The sequence below is a fragment of the Citrobacter sp. LUTT5 genome, assembly GCF_009905315.1.
GTDB classification, from domain to species: Bacteria; Pseudomonadota; Gammaproteobacteria; order Enterobacterales; family Enterobacteriaceae; genus Citrobacter; species Citrobacter freundii.
On record NZ_CP047606.1, the window covers coordinates 2695789 to 2712122 of the forward strand.

The 16334-nt window shown below is 53.2% G+C and carries 15 protein-coding genes; 6 read left to right on the top strand and 9 right to left on the bottom strand.

What is annotated here, in order from left to right:
* From GUC46_RS12900 to GUC46_RS12910, 3 genes are read left to right on the top strand one after another with little or no spacing between them, the layout of a single operon-like run.
* Nucleotides 1-819 (top strand): amino acid ABC transporter ATP-binding protein, encoded by an 819-nt coding sequence (locus tag GUC46_RS12900; protein ID WP_160180256.1) that lies wholly within the window; start codon nucleotides 1-3, stop codon nucleotides 817-819.
* Nucleotides 819-1604: an amino acid ABC transporter permease gene (locus tag GUC46_RS12905; protein ID WP_160180258.1), complete on the top strand. Its 786-nt coding sequence runs from the start codon at nucleotides 819-821 to the stop codon at nucleotides 1602-1604. Before GUC46_RS12900 ends, GUC46_RS12905 begins: the two co-directional genes overlap by 1 nt.
* Entirely contained in the window at nucleotides 1594-2271 is a 678-nt protein-coding gene (locus GUC46_RS12910; protein WP_119174180.1) for an amino acid ABC transporter permease, read from the top strand. The genes GUC46_RS12905 and GUC46_RS12910 overlap by 11 nt, the downstream gene beginning before the upstream one ends.
* A gap of 9 nt (nucleotides 2272-2280) precedes the next feature.
* Here the strand turns inward: GUC46_RS12910 and ydhT are convergent, their stop codons facing one another.
* The 9 genes from ydhT to ttrS all read right to left on the bottom strand — a co-directional run bounded on the left by ydhT (nucleotide 2281) and on the right by ttrS (nucleotide 11212).
* On the bottom strand, nucleotides 2281-3093 hold the full coding sequence (gene ydhT, locus GUC46_RS12915) for a protein YdhT (protein ID WP_003836540.1): 813 nt from the start codon (nucleotides 3091-3093) through the stop codon (nucleotides 2281-2283).
* A 3-nt stretch (nucleotides 3094-3096) separates the two neighbouring features.
* Nucleotides 3097-3882, bottom strand: a complete 786-nt coding sequence (phsC, locus tag GUC46_RS12920) for a thiosulfate reductase cytochrome B subunit (protein WP_057101579.1) — start codon at nucleotides 3880-3882, stop codon at nucleotides 3097-3099.
* Complete coding sequence (locus GUC46_RS12925; RefSeq protein ID WP_003029332.1) at nucleotides 3879-4547, bottom strand: 4Fe-4S dicluster domain-containing protein; 669 nt, start codon at nucleotides 4545-4547, stop codon at nucleotides 3879-3881. The genes phsC and GUC46_RS12925 overlap by 4 nt, the downstream gene beginning before the upstream one ends.
* Nucleotides 4548-4610: 63 nt before the next feature.
* The gene (locus GUC46_RS12930; protein WP_130714702.1) at nucleotides 4611-5276 is read right to left on the bottom strand and encodes a YdhW family putative oxidoreductase system protein; all 666 of its coding nucleotides are present in this window, start codon (nucleotides 5274-5276) and stop codon (nucleotides 4611-4613) included.
* A 10-nt stretch (nucleotides 5277-5286) separates the two neighbouring features.
* On the bottom strand, nucleotides 5287-7389 hold the full coding sequence (locus GUC46_RS12935) for an aldehyde ferredoxin oxidoreductase (RefSeq protein ID WP_087878766.1): 2103 nt from the start codon (nucleotides 7387-7389) through the stop codon (nucleotides 5287-5289).
* A gap of 120 nt (nucleotides 7390-7509) precedes the next feature.
* Nucleotides 7510-8136 (bottom strand): ferredoxin-like protein, encoded by a 627-nt coding sequence (locus GUC46_RS12940; protein ID WP_003029338.1) that lies wholly within the window; start codon nucleotides 8134-8136, stop codon nucleotides 7510-7512.
* Between the two features lie 481 nt (nucleotides 8137-8617).
* On the bottom strand, nucleotides 8618-8827 hold the full coding sequence (gene fumD / locus GUC46_RS12945; RefSeq protein WP_003029345.1) for a fumarate hydratase FumD: 210 nt from the start codon (nucleotides 8825-8827) through the stop codon (nucleotides 8618-8620).
* A 92-nt stretch (nucleotides 8828-8919) separates the two neighbouring features.
* Nucleotides 8920-9504, bottom strand: coding sequence for a tetrathionate respiration response regulator TtrR (gene ttrR, locus GUC46_RS12950; protein WP_130714703.1), 585 nt, complete (start codon nucleotides 9502-9504; stop codon nucleotides 8920-8922).
* Complete coding sequence (ttrS, locus tag GUC46_RS12955) at nucleotides 9479-11212, bottom strand: tetrathionate respiration histidine kinase TtrS (RefSeq protein WP_085954020.1); 1734 nt, start codon at nucleotides 11210-11212, stop codon at nucleotides 9479-9481. The genes ttrR and ttrS overlap by 26 nt, the downstream gene beginning before the upstream one ends.
* Before the next feature lie 227 nt (nucleotides 11213-11439).
* Here ttrS and ttrB point away from each other — a divergent pair, with 227 nt between their 5' ends.
* The 3 genes from ttrB to ttrA are packed head-to-tail and all read left to right on the top strand — an operon-like array spanning nucleotide 11440 to nucleotide 16255.
* Entirely contained in the window at nucleotides 11440-12174 is a 735-nt protein-coding gene (ttrB, locus tag GUC46_RS12960) for a tetrathionate reductase subunit TtrB (protein WP_226807787.1), read from the top strand.
* Nucleotides 12175-13197 carry a tetrathionate reductase subunit TtrC gene (gene ttrC, locus GUC46_RS12965; protein WP_160180260.1) on the top strand — a complete coding sequence of 341 codons (1023 nt, stop codon included), beginning with the start codon at nucleotides 12175-12177 and terminating at the stop codon, nucleotides 13195-13197.
* Complete coding sequence (gene ttrA / locus GUC46_RS12970) at nucleotides 13190-16255, top strand: tetrathionate reductase subunit TtrA (protein WP_160180262.1); 3066 nt, start codon at nucleotides 13190-13192, stop codon at nucleotides 16253-16255. The genes ttrC and ttrA overlap by 8 nt, the downstream gene beginning before the upstream one ends.
* Nucleotides 16256-16334 lie beyond the last annotated feature (79 nt).

The window sequence follows — 16334 nt, forward strand, 5'->3', positions numbered from 1 at the left end:
ATGCTCTCAGCCCTTTTTCATCGATCCGCAGCTTCGGCTGCGGATTTTACCCATTTGCATCAGGCGAGCGTCGAACTACGCAATGTGGTTAAAGAGTATGGCGCTCAAACTGTACTTAACGGCGTCAACCTGGCAGTTGAGCCCGGTGAAGTGGTGACCATTCTGGGACCTTCCGGTTCTGGAAAGTCCACTCTTATACGTCTTATCAACCAGTTGGAGTCGCTCAGCGATGGCGAAATCTTCATTGATGGTAAACCGATTAGCCAGTTGCGCGGGGCGGCATTACGCCAGCTACGCAGCCGTATCGGTTTCGTATTTCAGCAATTCAATCTCTATTCGCATCTGACTGCACTGCAAAACATCGCGCTGGCGCTGGAATATGTTCACGGCTGGAATAAGACGGAAGCAGATCGTCGGGCACTTGAGTTGCTGGAAAAGGTGGGACTGGCGGAAAAAGCCAATGCCTATGCCGCACAGTTGTCCGGTGGACAGCAGCAGCGCGTGGCCATCGCCCGCGCACTGGCTTCATCACCGCAAATTATTCTGTTTGATGAGCCCACCTCCGCGCTGGATCCTGAAATGATCGGCGAGGTATTGCAGGTGATGAAAAATCTCGCCCACAGCGGTATCACCATGATCGTCGTGACCCACGAAATGCATTTCGCCCGCGAGATTGCCGATCGTGTGGTTTTCATCGATGGTGGCGATATTCTTGAAGTGGCCCCGCCGGAGGATTTTTTCGTCCAGCCACAGCACCCGAGAACCCAGCGTTTCCTGAAAAAAGTGCTCGACCCGTTACACCAGGAGTCATCATCATAATGCATGCAATGGACTGGCAGGGAGTGCTGAGCGGGCAACCCCTGCAATGGATAATTTCTGGTTTTCTTACCACGCTTTGGGTGACGCTGGCAGGTATCGTGCTCGCAACGCTCATTGCCATCTCACTGCTCAGCCTGCGACTGACGGGCAATCGTCTCGCTAAAACGATGGTCGGGGTGTGGGTCTCGGTGTTTCGCAATACCCCTTTACTGGTGCAACTGATGTTCTGGTATTTTGCCGCATGGAACTGGTTTCCCCGTGACGTCATTAGCTTCATCAATGCTGATCATCCATGGTCAATTCTGCCGGGTGATGTCTGGTGGTTAACGCCGGAGTTTATCTGTTCAGCATGGGGACTGGGCGTATTTACCTCAGCATTTTTGGTCGAAGAGATCGCCTCAGGTTTACAGGCAGTTTCTGCCGGACAACGCGAGGCTGCCGTGGCGCAGGGGTTTTCATCCTGGGCGATATTTCGTCACATTCTACTGCCTCAGGGACTGGCAAACGCCTGGCAACCCATTGTTGGGCAATATCTCAACCTGATGAAGCTTTCCTCGCTTGCCAGCGGTATTGGATTTGCTGAGCTCACCTACCAGGTACGGCAAATTGAGAGCTACAACGCGCACGCGCTGGAAGCCTTTGCCGTTGGCACCGCACTCTATCTGTTTACCGGCATCGTGCTGGGTATGTTGCTTACGCGTCTTGGCCCGCGGCCGGCGGCGGGTAAATCGTCAAAGCTAAGAATGCGCATCTTCAGCGTCAGGAGCATACTGCATGATCGCTAATATTTCGGTCATTACCGACAATCTTGACTATCTCCTGTGGGGACGTGTAGCTGAGGGGCAACCCGGCGGTGTACTGCTCACTTTGCTGATGGCTATCGGTGCGGCTTTGCTGGCGCTGCCTGGCGGGATCGTTCTTGCCTGCTGCGCCTGGCGATTTCCTGGCGCGGTTCGCAACGGGTTGTTTATCTGGGCGGAATTTATTCGCGGCATTCCGCTCATCTTTGTGATTTTCTGGATGTGGTATTTGCTACCCATGCTGACCGGAAGCGATCTGCCCGGTGCCGTTACCGTGACGCTGGCGCTGGCATGGTTCACCACCGCTTCGGTGATGCACTCGGTGTATGCTGGAATTAGCGCACTGCCTGGTGGGCAATATGAAGCGGCAGTCGTTCAGGGGTTTCGCCGGGATCAGGCCCTGTGGCTTATCTTGCTGCCGCAGGTGCTGCGTAACGTACTGCCGTCGTTGACGGGGATTTTCATTGGGCTACTGAAGGACACGTCACTGGCATTTATCGTTAACGTACCGGAACTCACGACGGTTGCCGGTCAGGTTAACAGCCGGGTGCAAATCTACCCGGCAGCCATTTTTATCTTTACCGGACTGGTCTATTACCTGCTGTGCTTTAGCCTGGAGAAAATCACCCAGCGCCGCTTCGCACTAAAATAACCTCTCGGCTCAACATTCCACAAACTGATGGTCTTCGTTGAGCCGATATTTCACGCCCGCCCGAATGTTTTTTTCCCCTTCAACGGCAAGCGCAAAGCGCATTCTCTCGCCATCGTGATAAGCCAGCGCCGCACATCCGCCGGGACCGAGCGTTATCGAATCTACAGTACCGGTACTGGCAACAACAGCGTTCTCTCCGCTGGCAATAATGTGGATATTGTCCGCGCAGTTAGCGATTTTTGCCTCTGCGCCAAAACAGGCTACCTGGGTTAAATCACCGCTACTGGCAACCCGGTTTCGGTCGCCAAGCGAACTGATGCGTACGCGCATGCCAGTACTGGCGATACGCGTTCCGTCGCCCACACTGCTGATACGCGCCGAATTTCCCGCAATCGCTATTCGCCCACGATCGCCTGAACTGCCGATATGCGTGTTATAGCCTACACTGCCAATCCGTGCGCTGTAACCGGCACTGGCGATCTGTGCGGCATACCCGGCGCTGGCAATTTTCACGTTGTCACCCGCACTGCTAAATCGGGCATAATCTTCCGCACTCGCCAACGGACGACTGGTTTCCTCCGCGGCTTGCTCACAGGAAATATTCCCCATTGCGTCAATATCCTGCTGAGCAAAACTCGCCTCTTCCCTCCATTTCGACCAGCCGTATTCCACCAGGCTATTTGCCCAATCGGTATACCCTTCCCGCTGGAGCGCGCGATGAACATCGGCATAGCTTCCTCCTGCGGGAAACGCGCGTAGAAACCAGCGATACATGACGGGCCCAACACGCCAGGCCCGTAAGTCACTTCGTGTAATCATCATCGCTTAATGCCGGTGGTAGCCATCCACCATACACTTGAAGGTTTCGCCCGGCGTGCGGCCCGTAGTGCAAAGATAAAGATGCCCAAAAATGAAAAACAGACTGACAATTGCCAGCGCAAAGTGCGCCTGAAGCAGCCAGTAACGCACACCAGGAAACAGATCTCCGACGACCGTCGGGTAAAGCGATAACAACCCAGAAATCAGCAGTAGTGGCAGCAACCCATACATCACGCCAACGTAGGCCGCCTGCTGTAGCGGATTGAATTTAGAACGCGGTGATGCCGGGAATGGGTGTGACTCGCCCTGCATAATGCCAAACAGGTAAAAACGTGTTTGTCTTTGCGCGCGAGCGATCCAGCCCTGACGTTGAATAATATAGTGATGTCCGTTGCCGCCAATCAGGTTGATCAGCACAAAACCAACCCAGCAGGCAAGTAGCAAAAAGCCGCAAACCTCATGAACGGTAAGCAGGCTTTTCATTACCGGTGCGCTGACGGCAGAGAAGTGATTGACCAGGCCACTGACCAGAAGTAGCAAAAACAGCAGCGCATTCGACCAGTGCCACAAACGAACAGCCTTCGAATATAAATAGACCTTCTCACCGTGCCCTGCCGACGTTTTATGTACCGCCCGAAAGCGCAGCATGGCGTGAAGCGCCAGCACCAGCCACATTCCCACCAGCATTAACCCGGCAACGACTAACCACACGGGCCAGTAGTCCGGTGAAAACAGGGGAACATACTGCGCAAGCTGGGCGTGAAACTGTTCGGCATTTTGCGACGCGTTCATACATTTTCCTTTTTAATCAAATGTTGACCGAACCGACGATACAGATGGGGTTTCCCGGCGCCTGCAAGTTGATATTCGTAATACTTGTTTTCTCGCAACCAGGTCTGAATTTCCGGGCTATCTTCACGGCCAAAAATCAGCGCATGTTCCGGGCAAGCGTTAACACAGATCGGTGGAAAACCTTTCGCCAGGCGTGATTCAGCGCAAAAGTCGCATTTATCCGCCACTTTGGTATGCGGGTTGAGATAACGAACCTGATAAGGACACGCACCAATACAGTAACTGCAGCCGATACAGGAAGACGTATCTACTCGCACAATACCGTTCTCATCCCGCCAGGAGGCACCGGTCGGACACACCTCAATACAAGGCGCATCATCACAATGCTGGCAGGATTGACGGAAGTAGTGATACAGCGTTTCGTTGTCGTTGTCCGAGACTGGAATATGCGCTATCGACAAACGGCTGCCCTGGGCAGGAACATGGTTGGTTTTCCTGCAGGCCCGCGCGCAGATATTACATCCGTTACACAGTGATTCGTCGTGAATCATGACGTAACGAACGGCTTTAGGGCTCCTGGTACTCGCTAACAGATTTTGACCTGGGCCGGTGAAAAAAATCACCGTCCCCATGCCAATGACAAATTTTCGTCGGGTGAAGGACATCGGGTTATCCTCTAAACTGTGACAGTGGTCGTCCACACGTTCCATGACATCAACCTGAATAATTCAGGGGTTCTGATACTGCTCAACCTCAAGCCATTCACACAGGCCGTACGCTTTGCCATAACTCATAAAACGTTCGCTAAACAGATAAGGTTCCGCATTTGACGATTCCACAGTACGTATATCTGCGTAATCGGGATGCGTTTCCATAGCCGTTAGCGCCGCTGTAATCTGCTGAGATTCAAAGCTATACGGCGGTTGCGTCAACATGGCGACCTTATAGGGGCGAGGATACGTGCGGCCGTCGAAGCGTACCGCCTCGGCAATCGCACGGCAGATGTCGTTTTCCACCACCTGCACGCACATGTCGGCGTAGTTTGCCGTCATGGTTTGCGTTGAGTAGAAATAGACATCTTCCGCGCCCTGCACACGGGTGATATCCGCGTTAATTGCGTCCTGACACAGCACATCCAGCAGCACGGATAGATCGGTTTCAGGGACGGAATAAGGTGGCTGCAGAAACACGCTGCGCCCCACCAATTGCCCCGATGCCGAATGCTGGCGGATAAAATCTGCCACAATCGACTCCGGGCTGGCAGGATCCTGAACCTGCGGCGCAGTCACCAGCTCTACCGACGGGTGAAACGCCTGCAGCCAGTGTCTCTTTTGACTATCAACCTCGTCAGGAAGCGCCTCTACGGGTGCCAGAACGTTGCTCACGTTAGTCATCTCACGTTCCTTACGCTGGCAACAGATCTTGCGCCGCCAAATCAGCTGCCACGTCTTCAAGTCCGAGTCGGTTCAGGGTTTCACGCGTTGGGCAACCCAGCTCTGGATCCCAGCCCATTTCCTGATAGAACATCGTCAATGACTGACGCATATCCTCCCTGTCCATCTTATCGGTTCCTTCAGTGAAGACCGGGATCTTCGGATCTTTATCGAATACCCAGGAGCAGATGAGATCGTGCTCATTGCGCATATCCTTGGTTTGCATCAGTTTGACCGTATAAGCGCGATGCAGGGTAAAGATGCGTTCAGCGGCCAGGTCCAGACTCGCCTGCGTGGTTTCATCACCGGTGACTGCCTGGAAGAACTTCGCCTCCAGATCCAAGTCTCCGCGATAGTTACGGCTCTTGAGTGGTGAAACCGTCATCGGCCAAACCCAGTTACACAACGTAACCGCGTTATGCAGACAGACTTTCAGCAGCGTCCATTTGGCATATTTGATCTTGGCAGCATTGATCGGGGTGTAGTTTTTGGTTTCATCGTAGGCATCCTGTGAACCAAACAGCTCGCCCGCCACTTCGCGCTGCAATTTCAACGGCAAACCGGAGCCGATGAAGTTGATATGGGTGTGCGCCATGCAGTCACGGTTAAACATACAGTTGGTGATCGCCCCCACCTGCGCTGAAGCCTCGTTCGCATGGTGAACAGGAAAACCGAACGGCGACCACAGTTTATTTTTGGCATAACCCCAGTACTCTTCGCCCAAATCCCAGCGTTCAGCAATGGCATACGAGCCGTCCGCAAGGTGACTGAGTTCCCCCACGCGATGCGCCAACCGATAGTAGAAGTCTTTAATAAAATTAGGATCACCCGCTTCCAACTGATCCCAGCGGATTTCCGCATACTCTTCAGCCGGCAGTACGCGCTTAAAGACGCCTTTCGAATAGCAATAAGTAAAATCACGGTGCAACTGGCCGTAGTTACACCAGATACCGTAATCGTCAAACAGGTTCAGACCAATCAGGTTTCCCACCACACGCCCATCGTCTTTATCGTCAAAATCTTTCGGGCCATTGGGGAAAATGGTGGTGTGTACAAAGTTCGCCACACAAGTGTTGCCGCCGGTACTCGGCACGCCAAAATCTTTCACCCGCGGGACATTGAGCTGTGACATACAACGAATAGGGCATGAATGACAGCCGCTCATTTTGACCGTGTATTTCTCTGCGGCTGGCCCCAGATCGAACACCGATTTATAGGTACGGAAACCTACCGTATTTTGGTTGCCCGGCGGAATTTCCCCGGTTTCGATTGGTCCGCCTTCTGCTGCGCCCCAGAACAGCCCTTTACGCGCCGTCCAGCGCGAGTTTGGCGAAGAGTATTCTGCCCAGGCCTGCGGGGTGCTTGGCACAACGTGGTTGTTGTTAGCGCCGATGAGCTCGGTCATCATGTAGTCATTGAGCCGCTTCATCTCTTTGCGATCGGCAATATTGACGCCTTTGGTCCCTTCTACCGCAATAGCCTTCAGGTTTTTCGAGCCCATTACTGCGCCAGTACCAGCTCCGCCGCTGTGGTTGCGACTGTTGATCATGCAGGAGAGCGGCACCAGATTTTCCCCCGCCTGGCCAATCGCGGCGACGCAGGTTTCCGGGCTGGTGATGCGACAAATTTCTTCAGTTGTGGCGCGCGTCCCCTTACCCCACAGGAAATCGGCTTTTTCGATGCTAACCTTATCGTCTTTAATGTTGATCCAGACCGGCGATTCGGACTTGCCTTCAATAATAATGGCGTCGTAACCGGCGAATTTCATTTGTGCAGCAAAGAAACCGCCCATATGAGCATCCACGACTAAATTGCCTTTGGTAAATGTCGATAAGGAGGTGATATTGACGCGGGAGCTACAGGGAGCGCCAGAGCCCGTTAATGGTCCGGTGGCAAAAACCAACTTATTCCCTTCATCAAAAGGCATGGTGCCTGGCGGGACTTCGTCGTACATAATTTTATAACCAAAGCCCATCCCACCGACAAATTTTTTAAATTTACTGGAATCTTCAAGGGTGATATTACCCGTGGTGAGATTGACCCGTAAAATAGTACCTGTCCAACCATTAGCCATCATGTTTTCCTTTGCAAGAAGGTTTAATAGATATACCCGCCATTCTTCAGGCAGCTTTTTTATCCAAAACTGCGGTATTTTTGGCAATTAATGGCGCGAATCAGGTATGCCTGCTATCTATCAAACAGTAATATCTTTCCACTCGATAATTTTTAATGCCCCAGTCGGACAAGCATTGGCGCATTCCCCGCATAACACACATTTTGAGGACTTTTTCGTTTCGGTATTTACGGTCGCCATCATCCACGGGCAGGCTGTGGTACACGCGCTACAGCCAATACAGCGTTTGTGGTCCACCGCAATACAACCGTCTTCCTGCTTCCAGGTAATTGCACCTATCGGGCAGACCTTCATACACTGCGGATCTTTGCATTGCCGGCAGGTATCAGCGGTATAGTTTAAATCGCCATACAGCCCACCACCGGACCCGACACCATCATCGCCAAAGAAGAAATTGCGATGGATTTTTATCCGGGAAAAGAAGGTACCCACCGCGCCATCGTTATAATTGGTACAGGAAATTTCGCAGCGGTGACAGCCCGTACAGCGAGCTCGCTGGGTCACCAAAACCCCTTTAGGCGTATTGATAAGCCCAACAGTCCCACTATCGACATCTTCCTGCTTACAACCAAAAAGGGATAACAGCGCGGGAGCAATCGTTAATCCCGCCAGTCCTTTTCCTGATATCCGCAGAAATTCTAGTCGCGTTAAACCACAATCTAAAAATGGACGATCAACCTGGTTCATTTATTTCGCATCCTCTTCGCAAATGCTGTGGTAGCAACACCTTCAGGCTAATTTAAACCAGCGCAGGTCAAGCCATATCGGGCGGTTAATGTTGCCAACAACACGTAAATTTTTGCCCTAACCTGATCGCATAAATGACGGTGGTTAAACTGAATGAATCTAATCCTTTAGGGTTAGGCACAGAAATAATGTGGTTATTCAGCATGCATAGTCTTGATCGTCATCAATTAAAAAACGGAAGGGATATAATTAATGCGGAGTGAGATTTATTATCATTAAGATAAATTGAAATAGCACTTCATATGTATTGCAAATATTTGTGACTCCACTCTCATATATATTTTTATATATCATCCGATATACAATTAAATATATAGCGAGTTTGATAACATTAATTGCAACGCTAAATTATAATTATTGATAGATTAACGTAATGAGAATAAGAGGACGGCGAGAGAAACTACCGCCCTCTTTTTGCGGATTATCCGGCCAATGCTTTAATTACGGTCTCAATAGCCTGTTTTTCTAACTCACTGCGCTTCACACGCTGGTTCGCAAGGGTGGTTCTCAGTACTCCCGCAATGACGATATGCTTAGGCTCTTGTCCCAGATCGCGCATTTCCAGCACTACTTTACCGACTACTCTGCACATTTCACGGTACAACTCGTCGTCTTTCGTCTGATTTCCCATTTTTGCCCGCTCGTCATTAACTCAAACCAACAGCATATATCACTCTGAGTATTTAGACAAAATTCAATGAAAATCAAAGAAATGTCATCATTCTACTGAACTCTCTGAAGTCGATTTACAAGCTCAGCAAGACTTCCCGCCTGCATTTTTTCCATCACCCGCGCCCGGTGCACTTCAACCGTACGCACGGCAATATTCATGGCATCAGCAATGTCCCGATTCATTAATCCTTTTGCTACCAGATGCGCCAGTTCCCGTTCTTTTGGCGTAAGCTGTTGATAGCAGCAGATGATCTCTTGTCGCGAGAACGCCGCTGCCGAGACCTGCAAGGCATGTTCTAATGCTGCCTGAAGCGGCACGGCTGACACCGGTTTTTGCAAAAAATCGACCGCGCCACGTTTCATTTGCTCAACCGCCATCGGCACATCGCCATGCCCGGTGAGAAAGACCACCGCCAGCGTGCTTGCTTTCTGACGCATGATTTCATGCACAGCGTGCCCATCCAGTACCGGCATACGCATATCCAGCAGCAGTACACCCACCTGGTGCAGATTTGCCTCAGCGAGGAATTTCTCACCTTGCTCCCAGCAAGACACTTCATATCCCAGACTTTCCAATAAAAACGCACAGGCCTGGGTGACGGCAATGTCGTCATCCAGCAGATGAATTATCGCCACTACGGCCTCCTTCCCGATTTGGTTTAAAATATAATGTCACTCTCGCCCCCGCTTTTCCGTCCGGGGCCTGCTGATTGTTGATCTCAATATCTCCGTTTGCGTAGCGCACCAGTCGCTGACAAATGACCAGTCCTAGTCCCATGCCTTCTTTGCGAGTGGTCATAAACGGCTGAAACGCCTGATACAACTGCGTCTCGTCAATGCCTCCGGCATTATCCTGCACCTGAATACTCACACCACCATCCTTATGCAGGGCGCTAAACCAAACTGTGGTAGCCCCTGCCTGGGCGGCATTGAGTACCAGATTGGCCAGCACCTGCTCAAGAAGAACGCTTGGCAGCGTCAATGTTAACGCCTTGCTGACCTGTGTGTGCAGCGTTACCGCCGGGAATTGCTGGGGCATGCGTAGTAATTGCCAGACGTGATGGATAGCATCGTGAACGTTGATGGCTTGCCAGTCATCGGGAAGTACCGGATTGCCCTGTGCCTGGCTGACCCACTGCCGGAGATTGCGCAGCGTATCGGCCCCCCTTTGTGCCTGGGTGTCGATGTGCTCAAGCACGGGCAGCAACGGATGCTGCTCATCCTGACCGCGCAGGCGAATCAGACAGCCTTGGGCATAATGGCGGATAGCCGACAACGGCTGATTGAGCTCATGGGCAAAACCGGAGGTCATCTCCCCCAGCACGCTCATTTGTCGGGCAGTCTCCAGCGCCTGTTCCTGTTTGTGCAACAACACGTTGTTCCGCTCTAGCTGCCTGCCGCGTCGGCGAACCAACAGCATTACCCAGATGTAATTGAGCGTCAGCAACAGCAACACGATGGCCACGCCCCCCATTGCCAGTCGGTGTTGAATAAACCAGCTTTTGACATCCAGCCACAGCTGACGCTGCTGCGGATGCTGGCGGACATCGCGCAACAACGCTTCCACCTCGCGGGTCGAGGCGGGCGCTCCCCAGCGAAATGTCGCGTTTTGCGGTGCATTGAACAACACCCGCGTGACGCGATCGGCCAGCTCGTCACTCACTGCAGGTAGTGCGGCAAATGACCAGTCAGGATAGAGCGGTGTACTGGTCAGACAGGGAATTGAGGTCGGATGGTTCAACACGGTCATAAAATCGGTTTTACGAATGAGGCCTTCTTCATCCATTTTTTCCAGCAGACACACCGGCACGATCACCGCCTGCACGGCTTTTTCACGTAATAAATAGAGTAAGGCATCGGCGGGAAATCCGGTAAACGTCAGACGTAAATCGCGTTCAGGGCGCAGACCGGCATCACTGAGCGCTTTATATCCCAGCAAATAGCCGCCAAAAGCCTGAGCATCAATGGCGCCAACCGTTTTGCCGATCAGATCGTGTGGGGAGGTTATCCCGCTGTCGCGTCTGACGAGGATCGCGCTGCCGATCACGTTACTGGTGGCTTTCCCACCACGGGTGGAGCGTAGCGAAGCCAGCCAGCGCAGCGCAGAACGGCTGTTTAGCTGAACAAACTGCGCCGGATTAGTAACAACAAACTGCACCGTTCCACGATTCACCGCCTCCTGCATCTGGTGCAGATCCAGCGGTTGAATATGAAACTGTTCGCCGGGGATTTGCTGATTCAACAATGTTTCCAGCGGCTGCCAGTGATTACGTGTAGAAACCTCCCCGCGCATCGCCAAAACGCCAATGTTCCATGTCTGCGCCCTGACCGCGCCGCTTAGCATCCACAGCGACGCCAGCACTGTCAGACATCTTACTACGTTGCGTCCCACTCAATTGTCCCTGTCAATTATGTTGTTTTAGATCAACAACAAGCCGGGTATGTGGTTAACCACAATAGAGTATACCCCGTCACGATTTTTACACTGTAAATCATTGAGATTCTTTATTCATCACACGCAAATCAACGGCGTGACCAATGTTTCGTTGTTGCATCGTGACGGGAGAAAATATGGACAGCAGTAAACGGCAGTTTCTCCAGCAACTGGGCGTCCTGACCGCTGGCGCATCACTGGTTCCGCTGGCTCAGGCGAAATTTCCCTTTTCGCCTGAACGCCATGAAGGCTCACTTCAGCATCGCTACGCCATGCTGGTTGACCTGCGACGCTGTATTGGCTGCCAGGCCTGTACCGTCAGTTGCGCCATTGAAAACCAGACGCCACAGGGCGAATTTCGTACCCTCGTCAACCAGTATCAAGTACAGATTGAAGGTCAGCAAAGCGTCACCAACGTCCTGCTGCCGCGACTATGCAACCATTGTGATAATCCCCCTTGCGTGCCCATTTGCCCGGTACAGGCCACTTTCCAACGCGAAGACGGCATCGTGGTAGTCGACAACACACGCTGCGTTGGCTGCGCCTATTGCGTGCAGGCCTGCCCTTATGATGCGCGATTCATCAACCATGAAACGCAAACCGCCGATAAATGTACCTTCTGTGTTCACCGCCTCGAAGCGGGGTTGCTCCCGGCCTGTGTAGAATCCTGCGTCGGCGGCGCGCGCATCATTGGCGATATTAAAGATCCACACAGCCGCATTTCACAAATGCTGCATGAACACCATGACACCATCAAAGTCCTGAAGCCGGAAAGCGGTACTTCTCCTCACGTGTTCTATCTGGGACTGGATGAGGCGTTTGTCACCCCATTGATTGGACGTGCTCAACCCGCTCTCTGGCAGGAGGTTTAAATGAACCTTTCACTAATTATCGACGAGGTTCTGGCCCATCCCCAGGACGTAAGTTGGTTACCCTGGGCCGTACAATATTTCTTTTTCATCGGCATTGCCGCCTGCGCCGCACTGTTCGCCTGCGTTCTCCACTGGCGCAAAAAAGAAACGGCAGATCTGGAGAATCTGACGCTGTTAATCGCCCTGACCTGCGCGATTACCGCACCGCTGGCGCTGATCGCTGATCTACACCAAACCGCCCGCGTCTGGCATTTCTATGCGTATCCGACGCCCTGGTCCTGGATGCCGTGGGGCGCACTGTTCTTACCGCTGTTTACCGGTTTTTTAGGTCTGTGGTTTCTGGCGCAGCACGTTAAACGTCTAACGCTAAAAAGTTACAACGTCACAAAATGGTTAGCACTTGGTAGCGCGCTGTCCGCCATCGGATTGCTGGTTTACACCGGCCGTGAAGTGTCGGTGGTGCAGGCGCGTCCCATCTGGTTCAGTTACGCCTTTCCGATTGCGATGTTCCTCAGCGCGCTGCAAACGTTTCTTGCCCTGCTTATTGCCACGACAAATAGCAAGGACGTACTGCCGCGTAAGCTAGCGTGGGGGCAAATGGTCACGTTGATCGCACTGGCTATCGTGGTGTTGATCTGGGTGAGCGGTAATACGCTTTCCGGTTCGGCTATCCGCCAATGGCTGGATGTTGCTTCTTCAGCACAACACTACGCTATCGGTTGGGTTGCGTTATGGCTTGTTTCACTTGTTCTTTGCGGATTGGTTGTACGTTACCCCTTGTCGCTACCGCTGCGCATATTACTCGCCTTTAGCGCCATGGCGCTGTGCTGGCTAATGCGCTGGACGTTACTCATCCAGGTGCAGACCGTACCGAAATTTAACGCGCAGTTTAATCCCTACACCCTGCCCGGCGGCACCGATGGCTGGCTGGCCATTGTGGGTACCTTCGGCCTGTGGATAGCACTGATTATTATTGTTCGTGAAGCCCTGAACGCGATCGCAAGGAGAATGCAACATGGCTAATTTAACCCGTCGTCAGTGGCTTAAAGTGGGCCTTGCCGTAGGTGGCATGGTGACTTTTGGCCTGAGTTATCGGGATGTGGCAAAGCGCGCGATAGACGGTTTGCTGGACGGAACCTCGGGCAAAATTACCCGTGACCGCATCTTTGCAAACGCGCTCATCCCTGAAGCCAACGCCCGGCCGCACTGGCAGCAAAACCCGCAGCAGGTGATCTCCATGACACAGTGTTTTGGTTGCTGGACGCAGTGTGGCGTGCGGGTTCGCGTTGACACTGAGCAAGGCAAGGTGCTGCGCATTGCGGGCAACCCTTATCATCCGTTGTCGCACGAGCACCATATAGACGCCTCCGTCCCCTTTACCACGGCAATGGAACAGTTGGCCGGGGAGTCAGGTCTTGACGCACGTTCCACCGCCTGCGCCCGTGGTGCAACTTTACTCGAAGGTCTGTACAGCCCGTTACGTATTCTGGAGCCCATGAAGCGAGTCGGTAAGCGCGGTGAGGGAAAATGGCAGCGCATCAGCTTCGAACAGCTGATCAAAGAGGTGGTGGAAGGCGGAGATCTGTTTGGTGAAGGCCACGTTGATGGTCTGAGAGCCATCCACGATCCCGCTACACCGCTTGATGCGAAACATCCCGGCTTTGGCCCAAAATCCAATCAACTGCTGGTCACTAATACCAGCGATGAAGGACGTGATACCTTTTTACGTCGCTTCGCACTGAACAGTTTCGGCAGTAAAAATTTCGGTGCTCATGGCGCTTACTGCGGTCTGGCCTATCGGGCAGGTTCCGGCGCGTTAATGGGCGATTTGGATAAAAATACCCACGTGAAACCCGACTGGGATAACGTCGAATTCGCGCTGTTTATGGGCACCTCTCCGGCGCAATCCGGCAACCCGTTTAAGCGCCAGGCCCGCCAGTTGGCCAGCGCCCGTTTACGTGACGACTTCCGCTATGTTGTGGTAGCGCCCGCCCTGCCATTAACCACTGTGCTGGCTGACGATCGCGGCCACTGGCAGCCCGTACGACCGGGAAGCGACTCCGCGCTGGCGATGGGGATGATAAGCTGGATTATCGATAAACAACGCTATAACGCTGATTATCTCGCCATTCCCGGCGTACAGGCCATGCAGCAGGCAGGAGAAAAAAGCTGGACTAACGCAACTCATCTTGTGATTACCGATGAAATTCCAACGCTTGCCGGACAACACCTGACCCTCGCCCATCTGAGCACAAACGCCGCCCAGGAGCCGGTGGTCGTCAACGAGGCCGGTGAGATTGTCGCCGCCAACAGTTGCCCGCGTGCGCAGCTGTTTGTTACCCGCGAGGTGACGCTGGCTGACGGGCAGACGGTAACGGTAAAAAGTAGCTTCCAGTGTCTGCGAGAGTCCGCAGAGAAACTGTCGCTAACGCAGTACAGCCAGCAGTGTGGGGTGTCAGAAGCAGACATTGGCGCTCTGGCCGACGCATTCACCCGCCACGGACGTAAAGCGGCAGTAATTACGCACGGCGGAATGATGGCAGGCAATGGATTTTATAACGCCTGGTCGGTAATGATGCTCAATGCGCTGATTGGCAACCTCAGTCTTGAAGGTGGTGTGTTTGTTGGTGGCGGCAAATTCAATGGTGCCACCGACGGTCCGCGCTACAACATGGACAGCTTCGCCGGGAAGGTAAAACCGAAAGGGTTAAGCATCGCGCGCAGTAAAACCGCTTATGAGTCTTCCGAAGAGTACCGCAATAAGGTAGCTGCCGGACAATCCCCCTTCCCGGCTAAGGCCCCGTGGTACCCGTTTGTCGCAGGTCAGCTTACCGAACTCCTCGTCTCGGCGCTTGAAGGTTACCCTTATCCGCTGAAAGCCTGGATCTCAAACATGACCAACCCGTTTTACGGCATTGCGGGATTACGTGGCGTGGCGGAAGAAAAGCTTAAAGATCCTGCGCGTTTGCCGCTGTTTATCGCCATTGACGCCTTTATGAACGAAACCACGGCGCTGGCAGATTACATCGTGCCGGATACCCACAACTTCGAAAGCTGGGGATTTAGCGCTCCGTGGGCAGGCGTGGCCAGCAAAGCCACCACCGCGCGTTGGCCTGTCGTCAGACCTGCGACCAGCCTCACGGCTGACGGTCAACCGGCCTCGATGGAATCTTTCTGTATCGCAGTGGCAAAGCGCATTGGGCTACCTGGATTCGGCGACAATGCGATTACCGATCCGCAAGGTAATCACTATCCGTTGAATCGTGCGGAAGATTACTACCTGCGCCTCGCCGCCAATATTGCGTTTATGGGCAAAGCCCCGGTTGCAGAGGCACAGCCGGAAGACATAGCGCTAACCGGAGTAAAGCGGATCATGCCTGTGATGACCCAAACGTTGAAACCCGATGAAATCAGCCGAGTTGCGTTTATCTACTCCCGCGGCGGGCGCTTTGCGCCGGACATCAGCGGACGAGTTGATAACCGCGTCGGCAATGCCTGGGAAAAACCGCTCCAAATCTGGAATGCGAACGTTGCCGCGCACCGCCATGCAATTACCGGCGAGCGCTACAGCGGCTGCCCGGCCTGGTATCCTTCACGTCTGTCTGATGGACGTGCGGTCGAGGAGTTGTTCCCGGAACAAGAGTGGCCGTTGAAACTGATTTCCTTTAAATCCAATACCATGTCCAGCGCCACGGCGGTTATCCCGCGCCTTCATCATCTGAAACCGGTTAATCTGGTGGCGCTCAATCCGCAGGATGGTCAGCGGTATGGTTTAGCACACGGCGATATCGTGCGTATCACCACCCCTGGCGGTCAGGCGCAAGCGCAGATAAGTCTGCTGCATGGCGTCATGCCGGGCGTGATCGCCATTGAACACGGTTACGGGCATAAAGAGATGGGCGCAGCTCAGCATACGCTCGACGGCAAGCCAATGGCATTTGATGCACAGATAAAGTCAGGGATTAATCTCAATGATTTGGGCTTTGCGGATCCTACCCGGCAGGTTGCCAATACCTGGCTTGACTGGGTGTCGGGTGCGTCGGTGCGTCAGGGGTTGCCAGCGAGAATTGAGCGTATATAACTTTAGCGCCGGATGACAACGCTAACGCGATTTATCCGGCCTATGACGTTCAAAGTCATTGGCTATAGAGATAACTCCA